This window comes from Melghiribacillus thermohalophilus (assembly GCF_004342905.1).
In the GTDB taxonomy this organism is placed as follows: domain Bacteria; phylum Bacillota; class Bacilli; order Bacillales; family Alkalibacillaceae; genus Melghiribacillus; species Melghiribacillus thermohalophilus.
In genome coordinates, this window is the sequence record NZ_SMAN01000002.1 from 37,712 (window position 1) to 56,844 (window position 19,133).

At 43.2% G+C, this 19,133-nt stretch carries 15 protein-coding genes; 10 read left to right on the top strand and 5 right to left on the bottom strand.

Annotated elements, in window-relative coordinates:
* Positions 1-55 precede the first annotated feature (55 nt).
* Complete coding sequence (gene hemQ, locus EDD68_RS02740; protein WP_132370708.1) at positions 56-799, bottom strand: hydrogen peroxide-dependent heme synthase; 744 nt, start codon at positions 797-799, stop codon at positions 56-58.
* 119 nt (positions 800-918) lie between these two features.
* Entirely contained in the window at positions 919-1,755 is an 837-nt protein-coding gene (locus tag EDD68_RS02745) for a lipoate--protein ligase family protein (RefSeq protein ID WP_132370709.1), read from the bottom strand.
* A 155-nt stretch (positions 1,756-1,910) separates the two neighbouring features.
* On the opposite strand from EDD68_RS02745, the gene EDD68_RS02750 reads away from it, so the two are divergent.
* The 3 genes from EDD68_RS02750 (at position 1,911) to EDD68_RS02760 (ending at position 4,204) form a co-directional block, all read left to right on the top strand.
* Positions 1,911-2,153 (top strand): YuzB family protein, encoded by a 243-nt coding sequence (locus EDD68_RS02750; protein WP_132370710.1) that lies wholly within the window; start codon positions 1,911-1,913, stop codon positions 2,151-2,153.
* A 241-nt stretch (positions 2,154-2,394) separates the two neighbouring features.
* Complete coding sequence (locus EDD68_RS02755) at positions 2,395-3,690, top strand: HD domain-containing protein (RefSeq protein ID WP_132370876.1); 1,296 nt, start codon at positions 2,395-2,397, stop codon at positions 3,688-3,690.
* 13 nt (positions 3,691-3,703) lie between these two features.
* Entirely contained in the window at positions 3,704-4,204 is a 501-nt protein-coding gene (locus EDD68_RS02760; RefSeq protein WP_132370711.1) for a YwgA family protein, read from the top strand.
* A 195-nt stretch (positions 4,205-4,399) separates the two neighbouring features.
* Here the strand turns inward: EDD68_RS02760 and EDD68_RS02765 are convergent, their stop codons facing one another.
* The gene (locus EDD68_RS02765; protein ID WP_132370712.1) at positions 4,400-5,695 is read right to left on the bottom strand and encodes an NCS2 family permease; all 1,296 of its coding nucleotides are present in this window, start codon (positions 5,693-5,695) and stop codon (positions 4,400-4,402) included.
* 301 nt (positions 5,696-5,996) lie between these two features.
* On the opposite strand from EDD68_RS02765, the gene EDD68_RS02770 reads away from it, so the two are divergent.
* Both EDD68_RS02770 and EDD68_RS02775 read left to right on the top strand, forming a co-directional pair.
* Entirely contained in the window at positions 5,997-8,060 is a 2,064-nt protein-coding gene (locus tag EDD68_RS02770; RefSeq protein WP_165902038.1) for an ABC transporter permease subunit, read from the top strand.
* A gap of 192 nt (positions 8,061-8,252) precedes the next feature.
* Positions 8,253-8,783: a YwhD family protein gene (locus EDD68_RS02775; RefSeq protein ID WP_132370714.1), complete on the top strand. Its 531-nt coding sequence runs from the start codon at positions 8,253-8,255 to the stop codon at positions 8,781-8,783.
* A gap of 189 nt (positions 8,784-8,972) precedes the next feature.
* Here the strand turns inward: EDD68_RS02775 and EDD68_RS02780 are convergent, their stop codons facing one another.
* Positions 8,973-11,045 (bottom strand): transglycosylase domain-containing protein, encoded by a 2,073-nt coding sequence (locus tag EDD68_RS02780; protein WP_132370715.1) that lies wholly within the window; start codon positions 11,043-11,045, stop codon positions 8,973-8,975.
* Positions 11,046-11,247: 202 nt separating this feature from the next.
* Here EDD68_RS02780 and speE point away from each other — a divergent pair, with 202 nt between their 5' ends.
* From speE to argS, 4 genes are all read left to right on the top strand, one after another.
* Positions 11,248-12,075 (top strand): spermidine synthase, encoded by an 828-nt coding sequence (gene speE, locus EDD68_RS02785; protein WP_132370716.1) that lies wholly within the window; start codon positions 11,248-11,250, stop codon positions 12,073-12,075.
* Positions 12,076-12,088: 13 nt separating this feature from the next.
* Complete coding sequence (gene speB / locus EDD68_RS02790; protein ID WP_132370717.1) at positions 12,089-12,961, top strand: agmatinase; 873 nt, start codon at positions 12,089-12,091, stop codon at positions 12,959-12,961.
* Positions 12,962-13,245: 284 nt separating this feature from the next.
* Positions 13,246-13,677, top strand: a complete 432-nt coding sequence (locus EDD68_RS02795; RefSeq protein WP_132370718.1) for a YwiB family protein — start codon at positions 13,246-13,248, stop codon at positions 13,675-13,677.
* Between the two features lie 3 nt (positions 13,678-13,680).
* Complete coding sequence (argS, locus tag EDD68_RS02800; protein ID WP_132370719.1) at positions 13,681-15,351, top strand: arginine--tRNA ligase; 1,671 nt, start codon at positions 13,681-13,683, stop codon at positions 15,349-15,351.
* 133 nt (positions 15,352-15,484) lie between these two features.
* Here argS and EDD68_RS02805 read toward each other — a convergent pair whose 3' ends face one another.
* Entirely contained in the window at positions 15,485-16,663 is a 1,179-nt protein-coding gene (locus tag EDD68_RS02805) for a phospholipase D-like domain-containing protein (protein WP_165902039.1), read from the bottom strand.
* Between the two features lie 201 nt (positions 16,664-16,864).
* Between EDD68_RS02805 and EDD68_RS02810 the strand changes: the two genes are divergently transcribed.
* Complete coding sequence (locus tag EDD68_RS02810; protein ID WP_132370721.1) at positions 16,865-19,006, top strand: (Fe-S)-binding protein; 2,142 nt, start codon at positions 16,865-16,867, stop codon at positions 19,004-19,006.
* The last annotated feature ends 127 nt before the right edge of the window (positions 19,007-19,133 follow it).

The window sequence follows — 19,133 nt, forward strand, 5'->3', positions numbered from 1 at the left end:
AAAGCTGCCTCATCAGGCGACAATGCCTGATGAGACAGCTTCACACACATGTATATTACACCTGCATATAGGAAGGAAACTGCTCCTTTTCCATCCTGTGGCCGACATAAAATGGCCCAAACTCGGCAAATCGAGCACTCACTTCATCAAAACGCATTTCATAAACCAGTTTTTTAAATTGAAGGACGTCATGTCCCAGCAAAGTTACTCCCCACTCCCAGTCGTCGAAACCGATTGATCCGGTAATGATCTGACGAATTTTACCGGCATATTTACGTCCTGTTTTGCCATGGGCATACATTAGCTTGCCACGGTCTTCTTTGGACATCATGTACCAGTTGTCATCACCCATGCGGCGCTTGTCCATTGGGTAGAAACAGATATGGTCCCATTTCGGCAAAATGGGTTTTAGGCGTGCCTGAATTTCCGGGTCTGTATCCGGATCTTTACCCTGGGCCATGTAGTTAGAAAGTTCGACTACGGATACATAGGAATAAGCAGGAAGGGTGAATTCAGCAAATTTGGTCTTGTTCAATTCATTTTCCAGCTTATTTAACTCTTCCATGGTTGGTCTTAAATTCCAGAACAGCAGGTCTGCTTTTTGTCCGACGATGGAATAAATGCCAGAGCTTCCGTCTTTCCTTTCTTCAACAGATTCCCATTTTTCAAACAGCTGTTTTAATTCATGAAGAGCTGCTTCCCTTTCTTCGGGTGCAGCAAGCTTCCACGCTGTCCAGTCTATCGTGCGAAAATCATGCAGACTATACCAGCCATCAAGTGTTTCGACAGGTTCACTCATGTATATCGCTCCTTTACCGATCAGTCATTTATCGATTCTACTATAACATATTTTGACACACTTACGAAAAACACAACCAGGAAAGATTTGTGACAGTTTCTCGACAGTAACGAAACCAATCAAAATCCTTCACGTTCAAGCAGTCTTTCGTTGCGCTTTTTCATTTGCTTTAATCGTTCTATATACCACGAGTGTTCTTTGTTTGATAACAGGTTGTAAAAAAGATGATTGGATAGAGCTCTGAGTTCATCCACAATACGGTTTCGGACTTCTTTGACAGACATTTTTTTCTGAAGCAGTTCCTCCAATGAAGCCATGGTTTCCGGATGAATCTCAGGATAATGAAAAGAAGGGGAAGCATCTTTTAAGGCAATCTGGTAAAACTGTCTGATCCATTCTGACCGTTTTTGGCCGCTGCCTTCCACTGCTAAATAGATTTGAACGGCTGTACCGTTCTTTACTTTGCGCTGGGAAATACCGGCAAATTTTTTTCCCTTCATGCTCAAGTCATAAGCTCCAGGGCAATAAGAACCTTTGACTTCATATACTTCGATGGCTTTTCCTTCTTCTGCAAAAACACGCCGAATAAAGGTGACCATGGCTTCATAGCCATCATGAATCCCCAGCTGTCTGGCATCAGGAAAAATAAGGGAAAGGTTTAAAACTCCCTGATCAAGCAATACGGCCAGCCCGCCTGAATTACGGATGATCACTTGGAATCCGTTTTTTTCCAAAAAAGATACAGCTTCATCCAGATAGGGGAGGCGGCTATCAGGGATACCTAATATGACTGCAGGATCATGAACCCACAAACGTGCTGCCGGGGGTGAGAGGTGTTCTCCCACTGAAATGCATAAGGCATCATCGATGGCAAACGAATCCACTGGCTGAACCTGATTCGACCATTCCGAATGGTCAATCACTCGTATCTGGTCAAAGGACAATAACTGATCCATCGACATAATCTCTCCTGCCTCGCTATTGGATTTACCATACCATTATACCAGAACATGTTTCTTGCAAGAATATTAAAATACCGGTAAAATACCTGTTAGTCATGATCCTAATGGGTTGACATAGATTGATCGTTCCCTAAAAAGGAGGAAGGCAGATGGGCAATGAATTTCGGGTATGCGACGAATGCCGAACCCCAAATATTAAAACACTCGTTCCGAAACTTAAACAGTTAGATCCGGATGCTGATATTCAGATTGGCTGCCAGTCCTATTGCGGCCCTGGCCTGAAGAAAACGTTTGTATTTGTGAATAATCGCCCATGTGCAGCACCAACAGAGGAAGAATTAATGGAAAAAGTAAAAAAAAGATTAAAAAAGAGTCAGCCAAAAGGTGTATAAATCGCCTTGGATTTAGTCTTAACAGACCTAACCCAGTCACATATCCCGTGACTGGTTTTTTTATGCTGGATGTGGCAAGGGAATGCTTCGGATAACTTGATACCTGTTACAGAATTACAAGGGTGATTTTCCAGCACCCGTTTCATGAACAAACAAGAAAAGGACCTCCTTCCCTTTTTTTCTGTCGAAAAAGGATATATAATAAAGTTAAATATGGTTTTTTATGGAAAGGTCGGGGAGTATGGCGTACCGTGACGAGCAGCTTCATGAAGAAAAAGTATTTAAAGATCCGGTTCACCGGTATATTCATGTTCGTGATCGGGTGATATGGGATCTGATTGGAACACCGGAATTTCAAAGATTGCGTCGCATTAAACAGCTGGGCACTTCTTATTTGACATTTCATGGTGCTGAACATAGCCGCTTTAACCATTCCCTTGGCGTGTACGAAATTGTCCGCAGAATCATCGAAAATTTTCGCCACCGGCCATTCTGGAATGAGGAAGAACGTCTTTTATGTTTAACCGCCGCTTTATTGCACGATCTTGGCCATGGGCCATTTTCCCACTCCTTTGAAAAAGTATTTGGTCTGGACCATGAAGATTTTACCCGCAGAATTATCCTCGGAAATACCAGTGTTAATCAAATTTTGCAAAGGGTAAGTCCAGATTTTCCAAAGAATGTGGCTGATGTCATTCATAAAACCTATCCGAATAAATTGGTGGTCAGTCTGATTTCCAGTCAGATTGATGCAGATCGGATGGACTATCTTCTGAGAGATGCCTATTATACAGGAGTTAGTTACGGGCATTTTGATATGGAACGAATTCTTCGGGTAATGAGGCCGATGGAAGACCAGGTTGTCATTAAGTATAGTGGGATGCATGCGGTTGAAGACTACATTATGAGCCGCTACCAGATGTACTGGCAGGTTTATTTTCATCCGGTTACGAGAAGTGCAGAGGTTATTCTTTCAAAAATTTTACAGCGGGTCAAGGAATTGTACGAAAGTGGATACGAATTCCATGTCAAACCGGTTCACTTTCTGAGTTTTTTCAATCAGGAGGTGAATCTGGAAGAGTACGTAAAATTGGATGAAGCAGTAGTACTCTATTATTTTCAGACCTGGGTGGATGAAAAAGACCCTGTATTAAGTGATTTGTGCAATCGGTTTGTCAACCGCCATTTATTTAAATACATCGAGTTTAATCCGAATCTTCAGCTAAAACAGTGGGCGGAACTGCAGCAATTATTTAAAAAAGCGGGCATTGATCCGGAGTATTATCTGGAAGTGGATTCTTCTTCGGACCTCCCCTATGATTTTTACCGCCCGGGGGAAGAGGAAGAAAGGTTGCCTATTCATCTGCTGATGCCTGATGGGGAACTCAGAGAATTATCGCGCCAGTCCGATATTGTTGAATCCATATCCGGAAAAAAACGGACAGATCATAAATTGTATTTTCCGATGGATTTTATTGAAGGGCTGTCGGAGCGCAGTAAAATAAAAAAAAGAATCCTGGAAATTTTGCATGGATAGGAGCTGAGGGATTGTGTTAAAAGAACATGCCAAACTCATGGCTTTCTTTTCCGAGTGCCAGAAAGTGGAGGGGCGAAAACGTCTGCAAAAAATGATATACATTTTAAAAAAATGCGGGTTTCCATTTTCAGAGCGGTATCATTTCCATTTCTACGGCCCATATTCGGAAGAATTAACATTACGGGTTGAAGAGTTGAACAACCTCGGCCTTCTCAGGGAAGAAAAAGAAAAAAAGAGCGGGTATTGGCTGTATCGCTATACACTGACAGAGGAAGGCAAGAATTTTCTACAGCATTATCATCTGGACATGCCGGATATGCAACCATACATACAAAGGCTGAATGAAAAGAGCTCCCGTTTCCTTGAACTGGTTTCCACCATGCTTTATTTTGACGGGCTAGCCGAAAATGAAATCGTGAATAAAGTCCGAAACGTCAAGAGCAAACAAAATTATACAGATGAGGAAATTGAGGAGGCGAAGGCATTTATTCGACAGATCATCCGTCATCATTAATGGACAGCCAGGGGAGGGCGTTTATCATTTTTTAAAACTATAAAAAATAAAAAGAAAACACCGGGAGAAAAATTGGCCTGAACCTGCTCCCCTGCAGGCAATCAGGCCTTTATCTTTTTCTTCGGTTTTCATGTAGATACGGTATATGGGATTTGACGTATCCTTTCATTCTTATTCGAAAGATATCTCCCGTTTTTAATGGGGAAGAAAGATCAGCTGATACAGAAACAGCAAGGCAAGTATATAAAGAAGCCAGTGTACGTCCTTCCATTTCCCTTTAACAATCTTCATTAAAGGATAGGAGATAAATCCAAAGGCGATTCCGGTAGCAATACTGGATGTTAGAGGCATGGTTAATAGGATTAGGAATGAAGGAAACGCTTCATCAAACTGATCCCAGTTAATTTTTGCAATGTTAACCATCATCATGCTTCCCACCATAATTAATGCCGGTGCCGTTATCGCTGATACTCCGGAGACCGCCCCGATCAGTGGGCTGAAAAAGGCGGCGAATACAAAAAGGACAGCGACGGTTAACGAGGTAAGACCTGTTCTGCCGCCAGCAGCCACACCTGAAGATGATTCAATGTATGCACTTGTCGGGCTTGTACCGAACATAGCTCCTGCAGTAGTTGCCACGGAATCAGCCAGCAATGCCTGACGAACCCGCGGCATGTTACCGTCCTTCATTAATCCGGCCTGCTGAGCGACACCAATCATGGTACCGGTTGTATCAAATATGGTTACAAGCAAAAAAGAAAAAACGACACTATACAGACTATACTGAATCACATCGCCTATTGCTTCAAAAGGGTTTAAAATGATCAGCCCCTCAGACAGGGAGGGATAGGAAACAATGTTTTCAAATTCCAGTTGCCCGGTAAAATAGGCAATGATTCCTGTTGCAATCATACCGAAAAACAGGGCACCTTTTACCTTTAATGCCATCAATAAAATGGTGATCAAAAGTCCGATTAAAGCCAGAATGACCGAATCATCCTTCAGATTGCCAAGGGTAACTAGATTCGTAGGGTGATCACCAACAATTCCGGTTAACCGCAGACCGATAAAAGAAATAAACAGCCCAATTCCTGCTGCGATTCCATGTTTTAAATTCTGAGGAATGGCTTCAATCAAAATCTGGCGGAATGGGGTTAGTGATAAAATGATAAAAAGCATACCTGCCACAAATACAGCTGAGAAAGCAACTTCGTAAGTGATCTGATGATGGTTGACGACAGAATAAGCGAAATAAGCATTTAAACCCATTCCTGGTGCGATGGCAATCGGGTAATTGGCTGCAATAGCCATCCACAGTGTACCTAAAATGGTTGCGATAACGGTTGCTGTAAACACTTGATCAAAAGGGACGCCTGCATCATGAAGAATAATCGGATTGACCACGATGATATAGACCATGGTTAAGAAAGTCGTCATCCCTGCCATTAATTCGGTTTTGATGGTTGTGCCGTGCTGATTCAGCTTAAACATATAAATCCTCCTGTCTAAACACGAACATTTATATTACATTTAATTATAATATTCGTTAATCAATCGAAATTCAACAGATATCATAAAAATTTCAACCAGGGATCATCATTTTTGGACAGATGTTCTCAAATCAACAGCTTATTGAACCATGTATGCAACTTTTAGCTCGCGACTTTCGTCTAAAAAATTTGTCAGAATTTTTATACTTGAAAAATATATGTAATATAATTGAAGGGAGGCAGGTGCTCCTCGCCTTGCTTATTGAAAAAAAGATTTCTAAATGATCATGGGGGTCATTCAAATGAAAATAGCAAAAATTGCCATACACTATATTCTGGGGGTTATTGGAATACTGGCCATCAGTGTAGCTCCGGATGTGATCCGGACATACGGAGTATATGATGCGTGGGCATATGTGAAAGAATTTTTCCAATTTGTAAAAGCTTTTGTTCAGCCTGAATCGTGGGTGTTTTTATATAAGGACCATCCGCAGCCGATACTGGAATTTCTCTGGGATCCGTATGTTTACTCTTTGCAAATTTTACTTGGTGCCATTTTTCTTGGATTTTTTCTAGCGTTTATGTTGGCCATGCTTACGGTGTTTTCGCCGCCTGTGATCCGGTTAACCGTAAGGCGGATTCTGGACATACTGGAATCTGTTCCAGATGTTATGATCGCCTTTTTTCTTCAATTTTTTACGGTTTATGTTTTCAAAAAAACCGGGGTATTTTTGTTTGATTTTGTATCCCTGGGAGAAGATGAGCCGATTTATCTGGCGCCGATCATTACACTTGCCATTTTGCCAATGATTTCTTTATTTAAAGTTCTGCTTCTGTTCATTGAAGAAGAGTTGATGAAACATTATGTGGAATTTGCCAGAAGCAAAGGCGTTAAAAAGGCGGGAGTGCTATTTGTTCATGTGTTGAGGAATGTGGTGCCGAGTACGTTTTATCATGGGAAGATTATTTTATGGGGTGCTTTATCATCGCTGTTTATCGTGGAAACGCTGTTTAACATGAAAGGGATCACGTATTACATGACTCATGATTTCCGCCCGATGGTTATTGCTGTATCATTACTGATGATATTTACTCCGTTTTTTATTTTTTACCAGATTATAGACGCTCTCCTTTCAGCTGACCGCCTGCAGGGTGTTCCGATCCAGATGAGCAGGCCGGCGGTAAAAGATCGGTTTAAACAAACGTTTGATCAACAGGCTTTTTCGCGGTGGTTAAAATCTCTTTCTTTGAAAAACCTGTTTCGCTCCATCCATGTGTTTCGTTTGGCAGGCTGGATCGTCCATCTCTGGTTTACGCATATGAAAAATATAAAATTTGCAGCCGGTTTTACATTTCTGTTTGGATTGACGGTATATAGTTTGGTCTATTCTCTAGTTACCGGAAGTGCCGTTAAACAGGTCATGTTTTTAAAAAATGAAGAGGGAAAAATTATTTCAGGGCCCCCCCACCCTCCGTCTTCAGCATTCTGGTTTGGATCTGATCGGTTTGGCTACAGTATTTTCGATCAGATTATTGTCGGAGCTAAATACACCCTTTTCTTTGCCTTTTTAATTGCGATGTTGCGCATTCTGTTAGGATTTTTGTTCAGTCTGATCTATGCTTTTAAATGGAAGCCATCCGTCCAAAAATGGGCTGAAAAAATAGTGGATTCCATTCATTTTTTGCCCCTCAGTGTCATAGCGCTTCTGTTGCTGGAGCCGATTTTAATTGGTATGAATTCTGAATGGGTATATCCATTCTGGGAGAGGGTATGGTTAGAGACGTTCATTCTAACGATTCTTGTCGTGCCTTTAACAACGATCTTAATTGGAAATGAAATGAAGCTCATCATGAAACAGGAGTTTATTTCCAGTGCCAGAATCCTTGGGGGAGGACCGCTTCATCTCATGAGAACCCACATTTTTCCTCATTTAGGACCGAGGCTGATGGTTTTGTTTGGACAGCAGTTTATTCAGGTATTGCTCATTTTTGTACATTTAGGTGTCTTTAGTCTTTTTTTCGGTGGAACCGTTAAAACCACTGGCCTGTTTAAAGATCCTCCCCGCTCGTTTACCATGGAATGGTCAGGGTTAATCGGCTCCATGAGGGATGCTCTGATGACAGGAAAATACTGGATGGTGTTATTTGTACTACTTGCGTTTATGGTTTCTATCATCGCCATGCAATTGATCATTCAGGGAGTTAAGGAAATCCAGCAGGTCAAAGTGGGGGTGTCCTATAAACACCTGGAGAAGAGAAATAGAAGGCAGAAAACAGAGGGGCAGGAAGGAAAAAAGGCTATTGTGGGGGCAGAAGACGGTTTTACATTTGTGGACCAATCCCGGGTCAAACAACATGAATCATAATCGACGGCGAACTATCTGAACTGGTTGGAACCACTTATTTCGATATGCGGGCTTCAATGTTTTGTGATGCAAACGCTTCTAAAAAGCTGTTTTCCTGTTGAATTCTGTAAGAGTTCTCCATGCTAAGTTCTGGTATGTTTGAATAAATGGGGAATATGTTACAATGAGTGGTGAAAAGGAGGCTGGGCGAAAATGAAAGATTTTTTCGAGAATAATAAAAAAGACAAACCATCTAAATCATTTACGATTATAAAAGATGATGCAACCGACGGTCACGGCGGATATGGAGTCGGGGCGGTCAGTCTTGAAAATATGTCCCCTGTCATTGTTGATCCTAATGAAAACAAGGCTTATGTAGACATGGGTGCCATGCACGCCCGCAGTGCTGTTGAAAAGCGGGTAAAATTTTTAACCGATAAGAACGAAGTGCCGAATGGCAAATTATACTGGATTGCGTGGGTCACGGTGGAACGTTCAGATAAAGGCCCATATTATCATGGGGTAGCAGCCAGTGAAATGCTCATTGACCATGAGATTCGGCGGGGATACAAATTGCTTCCAGAACATGTGAATCATATGGACAAATCATTAAAGGGTCGAGTAGTTGTAGAACATATGGATGATCATTCCAGAAAACTTCTCGGCCAGTTTTTGAGGGAGTTTAATCCGGAAATGTGGAACAATTCATCGGAAGAGTTAAAAAAATCATTTCCGGAAGAGTGAAAAAGTTTGAACGAATTGTGAACATTTTTTTATCATGTTGAGCTTTCTTGCTCAACTTTGTAAAATGGATATTACATGGGTTACACTTGTTTACTAGGACAAAGAGAGGGTCGGCAGCGTGGGGCCGACCTTTTTCTTTACTCTAAAACCGGGGAAAACCCGGGGTTTTTCGCTATTGTAAACGTCTGATTAGAACAACCAGTCAAAAATGGATCTCCATCCTCTTTTTTTCTCCTGTTTCTCTCTGGATTTTTGTCCGTCAGGGATACGGTCTTCTTCTTTGAGACCCTCCTCCGGAACGTGTTCATCACAGCGACTGCGGGGTTCAGTCCCTTCGATAAAAAAAGTGAGCCTTCTGTTTGGACAATGTTTGGTGGCGATTTTTCCTGTCTGAGGGTCTATGTAAACACCTGTGACTCCTTCGGGGGGACGAAACACGTCAATCGGTAAATCTTCATGGGCCTTTTCCATATAGGCGGCCCAGATTTCTTTGGCATACCCCTTTTCTTCTACTTTTGTCATCTCCTGGTTTTTGTCATACCCGGTCCAGATAGCTGTTACAAGCTGGGGGGTAAATCCGATCATCCAGCTGTCGGAATTGGTCGTTCCAGACTTTCCCGCATATGTCCGGGTCAACATATGATTAATCGATGCCCCTGTTACACTGCTGTATCCATTTAAACTTTCATCAAAAATTCCTGTCATCATATGGGTGAGTACATAAGTCACCTGAGGATCCAGAACTTGTTCAGGTTTAGAATCCTCCCTTGAATAAATGACCTTACCTCTATGGTTTGTGATTTTCGTAACCGTATGGGGGATAACCTGTTTTCCATTATTGGCCAACTTACTATAGGCCTCTGTCATTTCCAGTACGGAAACAGACGCTGTTCCCAGTGCGAGGGAAGGAACAGCCGGAAGGTCACTTCGGATTCCAAAGGTCCTGGCTGTTTCAACAAGGGTTTCCGGCTTTAAAAATAAGTTCGTTTTAACTGCATAAATGTTATCTGACAATGCGAGAGCCTGGGTCATCGTGATGGGGGCATAGGCATAGTAACCGTTGTAATTGGACGGCTGATATGTTTGTCCATTTTCAAGCTGAAAATAGGTTGGCTTACTCATTAGGGACGTGACAGGAGTATATCCGTTTTTTAATGCTGCATAGTATAAAAATGGCTTAAAGGTGGAACCTGCCATTCTTTTTGCCTGAATAGCCCGATTATACGGGGATTTATCATAGTTTCTACCGCCCACAAGAGCTTGTATAGCTCCGGTCTCGGGGTCCATGCTCACACCGGCAATCTGGATGGAAGATTCTTGATCAATGGTTTGTTCAATCGTCTTTTCCAGCTCACTTTGCCGATCTACATCCAGTGTGGTATAAATATGATATCCTCCAGTATAAAGTTCTTCTTTTGTTACACTCAGTATATTCATCGCTTCCCTGACCACAGCGTCCTGAAAGTAGGGAGCCACTTCCTCCACGTCCCTTTTTTCTGGTTCTATAATGATTTTTTTAGCCAGTGCCTGTTGATATTCTTTAGCTGTTATCACACCATGCTCATGCATTTGTTTCAGGATCATGCGCTGCCTTTGAATGGCATGTTCCGGGTAAAGGATAGGAGAATAGTAGCTTGGTCCTTTTGGGATGGCAACCAGTAAAGCGGCTTCTTCCAGAGTCAGTTCATCGGCATGTTTGTCAAAATAATAGCGGCTTGCAGCTTCAATGCCGTAGTTTCCGTGGCCAAAGTAGATTGTATTTAAATATCCTTCAAAAATACGGTCCTTGTCATAAAACATTTCCAGCCGTATGGTGTGGATGGCTTCTTTTAATTTCCTTTCCCATGTTTTTTCATGATTTAAATAGAGATTTCTGGCATACTGCTGGGTAATGGTGCTGGCACCTTGAATCTTGTCCATGGCCAGTATGTTTTTCCCAACGGCTGCAACAATCCGTTTGAAGTCAAATCCGTTGTGTTCATAAAAATGCTGGTCTTCCGTAACAATAAAAGCTTTTTTTAAATAGGGGGAAATGTCATCCAGTTCCACCCAGTATCTGCTTTCATTTCCGTGCTTGACACCGATCACTTGTTCTTTTCCGGCAAAAATAACCGTATTTTGCTCACTGGTCAGTGACGGGGGGCCCTGAAGATATAAGGAAAAATAAAGGCCGGCAATAAACAACGCAATCAAAACGATGGATGATGCTCCAATATATAACACCCAGGGCAGTGTCCTTTTGAGTAATCGAACGAATGCCATGCTGGTCCCTCCCCTGATCGTCAGACAGAACACGTACTTTTAACAGTATGGAACGAATTCCATGATTTTAAACCTGTGCAGACTTCAATTTTAAAAAGAGGCTTAACATTTCCTCTGAATTTCTCTATAATTTGATTGTTTCTTAGCGTTACGTAAACACTAAATGCTAAACATACATGTTAACTTGAAAGGAAGATTGACCATGGGATTATGGTTTACAGAAAAACAGACCGAGAACTTCGGGATTACGGCCAAAATTAAACGGACTCTTCATACCGAACAGACTGATTTTCAGAAGCTGGAGATGTATGAAACGGAAGAATGGGGCAACATGCTTGTTCTGGATGAGATGGTGATGACGACCCAGAAGGATGAATTTGTCTATCATGAGATGATGGCCCACATTCCTCTTTTTACCCATCCGAATCCCAAACATGTACTGGTTGTTGGCGGAGGGGACGGGGGTGTCATCCGTGAAATATTAAAACACCCATCAGTAGAAAAGGCCACACTTGTAGAAATTGATGGGAAAGTCATCGAATATAGCAAAAAGTATTTGCCGGAAATCGCCGGGAAACTGGACGATGACAGAGTGGAAGTCAAAATTGACGACGGATTTTTGCATATTGCCCAGAGTGAAAAAGCCTACGATGTGATTCTCGTAGATTCCACTGAACCGGTGGGGCCGGCGGTAAATCTGTTTACAAGGGGATTTTACGCTGGTATATCTAAAGCCCTGAAAGCCGACGGGATTTTTGTAGCCCAGAGTGACAATCCGTGGTTCAAAGGAGAGCTGATTCGCCAGGTATTTCAGGATGTAAAGGAAATTTTCCCGATTACCCGGCTGTATACTGCCAATATCCCAACTTATCCGAGCGGACTGTGGACCTTTACCATGGGCAGCAAAATTTATGATCCATTGAAAGTCAAAGATGACCGCTTTCATGACGTAAATACGAAATATTACACCCGTGAAATCCATCATGCGGCGTTTGCTCTGCCTAAATTCGTGAAGGATTTAACGGAATAGGGGGATTGTGACCATGCGGTTTGATGAAGGCTACTCAGGCAAGGTATTTATTATGAGCCGTCCTTCTTATGAAGAGGCGGATGCTATTATTTACGGCATGCCGATGGACTGGACGGTCAGTTTTCGTCCAGGTTCCCGTTTTGGTCCGAACCGGATTCGGGAAGCATCCATTGGCCTCGAGGAGTACAGCCCATACATGGACAGGCATTTAGAAGAAATTCATTACTATGACGCCGGGGACATTCCTTTGCCCTTTGGAAATCCGGAGCGGAGCCTTGATATGATCCGGGATTATGTAAGGAAAATTCTCGCCATGGATAAGTTTCCCCTTGGACTGGGCGGAGAGCACCTGGTGACATGGCCCATTGTTCAGGCCGTCTATGAGAAATATCCGGACATGGCACTCATCCATATTGATGCCCATGCTGATCTCAGACTGGAGTATGAAGGGGAGGAGCTCTCCCATTCCACGCCTGTCCGAAAAATTTGTGAACTGATCGGACCGGAAAATGTGTATTCCTTTGGCATCCGTTCCGGAATGCGGGAAGAATTTGAGTATGCCAGAACTAGCGGGATGTATATGGCAAAATATGATGTGGCTGAGCCATTGCGGAAGGTAATGCCGTCTCTACAAGGAAGAAATGTCTATGTGACCATTGACATTGACGTGCTGGACCCGGCCTTTGCCCCTGGAACCGGAACAGCTGAAGCAGGTGGGATTTCTTCCCGTGAGCTGCTGGAGGCTATTCGGCTGATTGCGAAATCCGATGTCCGGGTGATCGGAGCGGACCTGGTGGAGGTTGCGCCGGCCTATGACCCGACGGAAAAAACACCGATTGCAGCCAGTAAATTTGTCCGGGAAATGATCCTCGGCTGGGTGAAATAGAAAAGGGGAACTTCTCGCTCGAAAGCAAGGAAGGATGAAGAAGATACGGGAGATTCGATGCTCCCGTGTTTTTTATGGGGAGCCTGTTTGTGTCGGCGAGAGACAGGGATAGGATTTGTGTTGATTTTCCATAAAACAGTATGGAAGATGTTTTCCTCTGTAAACGTTTGCCGGGGAGATGGTTAGCAGGAAGGTTGAGAATTTTGGCTTGTATTTTTATAATGAATAAGTTAAGGTAAGGCGAACTTGAACGGATAAAATCGGTGGTTGAAGGAGAGAGAATCTTGGCCGGCACAAGAATAGAAAGTGTGGATATTGAACTGAAAACGGTCATTCTGGATCAGGGCGAGAAGGAAGAAATGATCATTAAGCAAAAAGGGCGTTACTTTTTAAAGGATGGCACGGTGATCATTTTATTTGATGAAGAAGATGAAAATGGAGAGATGATTCAGACGATGATTACGATGCAATCCGAGCGGGCTGTTCTTAAGCGGTCCGGGAAAATTCGCATGAATCAACTGTTTAAGCCCGATCAAAAAACAGAAAGTGTTTATCATCATCCCTTCGGCAACATGTTGATGGAAACCTATACTGAACAGCTGACTTTTACGGAGGAGGACCGGCAGGGATACCTCAGCATTGAGTACCAATTAAGCCTGAATGGACAGGAACCAAGAAAACATCAGCTGATGTTTACCTATAAGAAGGAGGTTTAACCGATGAACATCGTCGAACAGGTGGAACAAAAACTGAAAGATGAAATTATAGAAGCGGTTGTGAAGGCAGGACTTGCTGATCGGGAACAAATTCCCCCTGTGATTCTGGAAACGCCCAAAGACAAAGCTCACGGGGATTATGCGACCAATATGGCTATGCAGCTGGCGCGGGTCGCGAAAAAACCACCACGTCAAATCGCTGAAGAGATTGTGGGCCAGTTTGACCAGTCGAAGGCATCCATTCAAAAAATGGAGATAGCTGGACCGGGCTTTATTAACTTTTTCCTTGATCCATCCTATTTGACGGATTTAATTCCAACGATTTTAAAACAGAATGATCGTTATGGAGAAAGTGACACCGGAAAAGGGAAAAAAATTCAAGTCGAGTTCGTTTCCGCCAATCCGACGGGAACACTTCATCTTGGACATGCCAGGGGAGCTGCCTTCGGTGATGCCTTGAGCAACATTCTGGAAAAGGCCGGCTACGATGTGGATCGGGAATATTATATCAATGACGCCGGTAACCAGATTTATAATCTCGCAAAGTCCATTGAAGCCCGCTATATGCAGGCACTGGGAAAAGAATGGGATATGCCCGAAGACGGCTATCACGGAAAGGACATTGTTGAACTGGGCCAGAAATTGAAGGAAGAATACGAGGATGAATGGGCTCACAAGCCTGAAGAGGAACGGGTACAGTTTTTCCGGGAATATGGGTTGACTTTTTTGCTTGACCGAATCCAAAAGGATCTAGAAGATTATCGGGTATCCTTTGACAGCTGGTTTTCAGAAACTTCCCTTTATGCAGACGGTAAAATTAAAGAAGTTCTGGAAAAACTCGATGAAAAGGGCTATTTATATGAAAAGGACGGAGCAACCTGGTTTAAGTCTACCGAATTCGGTGATGATAAGGACCGGGTGTTAATTAAAAACGACGGCTCTTACACTTATTTAACACCGGATATTGCCTATCACCAGGACAAAATTCATCGCGGATATGACACACTGATCAATGTGTGGGGGGCCGATCATCACGGCTATATTCCAAGAATGAAAGCAGCCATAGAAGCCCTGGGCTATGATCCTGAACGCCTGGAAGTTCCCATTATTCAAATCGTCAAGTTAATCCAGGACGGCCAGGTTGTCAAAATGAGCAAACGGACAGGAAAAGCGGTTACCATGCAGGAACTGATTGAAGAAGTAGGCCTTGATGCCGTACGATATTTCTTTGTCATGCGTTCCAATGACACTCATCTGGATTTTGACATGGATCTGGCAAAATCCCAGTCCAGCGAAAACCCGGTTTACTATGTACAGTACGCCCATGCCCGGATTTGCAGCATGCTTCGCCAGGCGAAGGAAAAAGGGCTTGAGGTTTCAACGGATTTTGATCACTCCCAGATCACCAGTGAAAAGGAAATTGATCTCCTGAAAAGGCTGGGGGAATTCCCTCAGGCGGTCAGTGAGGCAGCGGAAAAACGAGCTCCGCATAAAGTGACCCAGTATGTATTTGATCTCGCATCCGATTTGCACAAATTTTATAATGCGGAAAAAGTGCTGGATCTAGAAAATCTTGAGCGGACAAAAGCGCGGATTGCTCTTGTTGATGCAGTAAGAATCACTCTTAGAAATGCCATGAAATTAATCGGTGTTCATGCACCGGAAAAAATGTAACAATCGAAGAAAGAGCTGTCTCAAAAACCGTCTGGTCATGAGACAGCTCTTTGATTAGGCGGATAAGATGTTCTTCCTTTTTGATGATGTCTATTAGAGGTGTTAATTTCACAAAACGAACAGATGGCACCTTTTACAAAAGCGGACGCAACATCCGCGCTATGGGAATCCGCAACCTGGTTCCCAGATCTAGCTGGTTCATCCACTGTCTGCTGACGGGAATCCCCTGCTTAAAGTCTGACAGGAAATGATTTCTCACATTCTGAACAAAGCCGGGGTCAGAGATCAGCAAATTAATTTCTTTGTTCAAAAACATGCTCCGCATATCAAAATTGGCTGATCCAATGTCGCAGATGTTCTGGTCAATGATGAAAATTTTGGAGTGGTAAAAACCCTGATCAAACAACCGAACATCACCGCCTGCTTCTTTTAGTTCGGTAAAAAAGGGGATACCCGCCTCTTTTACAAGCATATGATTGGCATTCATCGGGATGAGCACTTTTATGGCAACCCCCCGTTTGACCGCCCGTATGAGGGCATTGAATAAACGGTCGCTCGGAATAAAGTAGGGCGTACCCAGCAGTATTTCTCCCTGTGCACCGTCAATAAGGGATATAAAATGTTCTTCTAATTTCGCCCCATCTGTGGCCAGCACCTGAACATTTCTGGGTTCTTCCGGAAAAGATCCATAAATGGGAAAGATCGGTTCCCTTGCTTCCTCCCAGTCATGTTGAAAAATTTTTTGCAAATCATTCACCACTTGACCGGTCAGCCGCAAATGGTAGTCCCTCCAGGAAGCCAGCTGCGGATTTTTCCCGATGTATTCTTTTCCGAGATTAAAGCCTCCGGTATAACCAACTTTTCCGTCAATCACTGCAATTTTTCGGTGATTTCTTCGATTGATCTGATATAATAAATGCGGGAACTGGGGGCGATCACTAAATACAACATGGACACCCGCCTGTTCAAGCTCCTTTCTGGTGGACTTTGTAATCCGAAAACACCCGAGGCGATCCATAAGCAAACGAACTACTACTCCCCTTTTGGCGGTTTCCTTTAAAAGGGAGAAAAATTGCTGACTGATGAAATCCTGTTTTACGATAAAAAATTGAATGTTTACTTCTTTTTGGGCATCCTTGATGTCCTGAAACAGATCCTGAAACATAGGATAACCTTTGTAGTAAAACTTTAGTGAACCGGACGTAGGAGGAAACATCAGGTGCTCCCTTCCGCCTGAAGGACGGTTGTTTAACTGGATAACTACGACAATAACGACAACAATGAAAGCGGTTGCAGATACGATCCAGATCATATGCACTCTCCTTTCTCCAGGGTTATCTTTCCCAAAAACCATAAAGATTAACAAAAAATTATTCATAAAAACATGTTGACTGAATGCTCATTCATGTTTAAAGTAAATGTATAGATATCTGAAAATTTTTATGGTTTTTAAAAAGGATGACATATATAGCAGCAAGGGTCAGGGCAGATTTAACTGAGGGGGTTTTGACAGATGGATTCATTATTAATTTTAAACTGGATATTGTTTCTGATCACGACCATTTATGGTGTAGCTCTCTTCGTTCAGGTTGTGCGGACGCGGATTGCCTACATCAAGCTTGGCAGAAAATCAGAATATGATGGTGAAGTAAAGAAACGTTTGAAGAACATTTGGATTTATGTTTTTGGACAGAAAAAATTGCTGAAAGATAAAAAATCAGGTGCCATTCATGTCATGATGTTCTATGGGTTTTTGCTTGTTCAGTTTGGTGCCATCGACTTTATCTGGAAAGGATTAGCTCCTGGCTCCCACCTTCCTCTTGGTGTGCTGTATCCAGGATTTACGTTCTTCCAGGAACTTGTTACATTAATGATACTTGTTGCTGTTATATGGGCGTTTTACCGCCGCTATATTGAAAAGCTTGTCCGCCTGAAAAGGGGATTTAAAGCCGGCCTTGTTTTAATTTTTATCGGTACGTTAATGCTTTCTGTACTTCTTGGAAACGGCATGGAGATCGTCTGGCACAATGAAGAGATGACGTGGAGTGAGCCGGTTGCTTCCCTGATTGCAGCAGCTTTTGCCTGGATGAGTCCGACCGCTGCAGCAGCAGTCTTCTTTATTGCCTGGTGGATTCATTTGCTTACCTTGCTAGCATTCCTTGTTTATGTTCCACAGTCTAAACATGCTCACTTGCTGGCAGCGCCTGCAAATGTATTCCTGAGCCGAGATACACCACCTGGAAAACTGTCTAAAATCGATTTTGATATGGAAGACGAAGATGAAGATGTATCGTTTGGTGTTGGAAAAATTGAAGACTTCAGCCAGTTTCAGCTTATCGACCTGTATGCCTGTGTGGAATGCGGACGCTGTACCAATATGTGTCCGGCTACCGGTACAGGTAAAATGCTGTCTCCGATGGATTTAATCATTAAGCTGCGGGATCATTTAACTGAAAAGGGTGCAGCAATTACGGGAAAAACACCGTGGGTTCCGGCATACGCCTTTTCCCAGACAAAGGGCAATCAGCTGGCGCTGATGGCCCGGGCTTCGCAGGAAGGACAGAAGGAAGCGGCTGCAGGACTCGAGGAAATGCAAACGACGAGCCTGATTGGTGATGTGATCACGGAAGAAGAAATCTGGGCATGTACAACCTGTCGAAACTGTGAAGACCAGTGCCCGGTGATGAATGAACATGTTGATAAAATCATAGATTTGCGCCGTTATCTCGTATTGACAGAAGGACGCATGGATCCGGAAGCCCAGCGTGCGATGATGAATATTGAACGACAGGGCAACCCATGGGGTCTGTCCAAGAAAGAACGTGAAAACTGGCGTGAACAGGATGAAGCGATTCGCATACCTACCGTAAAAGAATTGAAAAAAGAAGGAGAAGATTTTGAATACCTCTTCTGGGTCAGCTCGATGGGATCTTACGACAACCGCAGCCAGAAAATTGCACTCGCTTTTGCCCGTCTGTTAAATGAAGCCGGCGTGAAGTTTGCGATTCTAGGAAACAAAGAACGCAATTCCGGAGATACAGCCCGCCGCCTGGGTAATGAGTTTCTCTTCCAGGAGCTGGCGGAGAAAAATATCAAAGAATTTGAAAAAAATGATGTTAAAAAAATTGTGACAATTGACCCGCACGCGTATAATATATTTAAGAACGAATATCCGGACTTTGGGTTGAAAGCGGAAGTTTATCACCATACCGAACTACTGGCTAAACTTGTCCGGGAAGGCAAGTTAAAACCAAGATATCCTGTCAATGAAAAAGTCACTTATCATGATTCTTGCTATCTTGGCCGATATAATGAAGTCTATGATCCTCCACGGGAAATTCTTAAAGCAATCCCGGGAGTACAGATTGCAGAAATGGACCGCAACCGTGAAACCGGAATGTGCTGTGGTGCCGGCGGAGGACTCATGTGGATGGAAGAGAAAACAGGTAACCGAGTCAATGTAGCCCGCACTGAACAGGCCTTGAAGCTGCAACCATCGATGATTTCAAGCGCATGCCCTTATTGTCTAACGATGTTAAGTGATGGAACCAAGGCTAAAGAAGTGGACGAAAAAGTCAGCACAATGGACGTGGCAGAAGTTCTGGCCAAATCCGTTTTCGGTGATGAAAAAGGACAGGAAGAAGAATCTGCTTAACGATGGATGAATATGTGAAACCAGGAAAGTGTGCAAGCCTTTGTACACTTTCCTTTTGGGATATCATTGAGCGAGCGTTCAATCGTTCGCCGGTTTCAATCTGTAAGCGTTAACAAAATTTTGAGGA

Coding starts and splice junctions, on each gene's coding strand:
- hemQ (WP_132370708.1), bottom strand. CDS start 799: ATGAGTGAACCTGTCGAAACACTTGATGGCTGGTATAGTCTGCATGAT.
- EDD68_RS02745 (WP_132370709.1), bottom strand. CDS start 1,755: ATGGATCAGTTATTGTCCTTTGACCAGATACGAGTGATTGACCATTCG.
- EDD68_RS02750 (WP_132370710.1), top strand. CDS start 1,911: ATGGGCAATGAATTTCGGGTATGCGACGAATGCCGAACCCCAAATATT.
- EDD68_RS02755 (WP_132370876.1), top strand. CDS start 2,395: ATGGCGTACCGTGACGAGCAGCTTCATGAAGAAAAAGTATTTAAAGAT.
- EDD68_RS02765 (WP_132370712.1), bottom strand. CDS start 5,695: ATGTTTAAGCTGAATCAGCACGGCACAACCATCAAAACCGAATTAATG.
- EDD68_RS02770 (WP_165902038.1), top strand. CDS start 5,997: ATGAAAATAGCAAAAATTGCCATACACTATATTCTGGGGGTTATTGGA.
- EDD68_RS02775 (WP_132370714.1), top strand. CDS start 8,253: ATGAAAGATTTTTTCGAGAATAATAAAAAAGACAAACCATCTAAATCA.
- EDD68_RS02780 (WP_132370715.1), bottom strand. CDS start 11,045: ATGGCATTCGTTCGATTACTCAAAAGGACACTGCCCTGGGTGTTATAT.
- speE (WP_132370716.1), top strand. CDS start 11,248: ATGGGATTATGGTTTACAGAAAAACAGACCGAGAACTTCGGGATTACG.
- speB (WP_132370717.1), top strand. CDS start 12,089: ATGCGGTTTGATGAAGGCTACTCAGGCAAGGTATTTATTATGAGCCGT.
- argS (WP_132370719.1), top strand. CDS start 13,681: ATGAACATCGTCGAACAGGTGGAACAAAAACTGAAAGATGAAATTATA.
- EDD68_RS02805 (WP_165902039.1), bottom strand. CDS start 16,663: ATGATCTGGATCGTATCTGCAACCGCTTTCATTGTTGTCGTTATTGTC.
- EDD68_RS02810 (WP_132370721.1), top strand. CDS start 16,865: ATGGATTCATTATTAATTTTAAACTGGATATTGTTTCTGATCACGACC.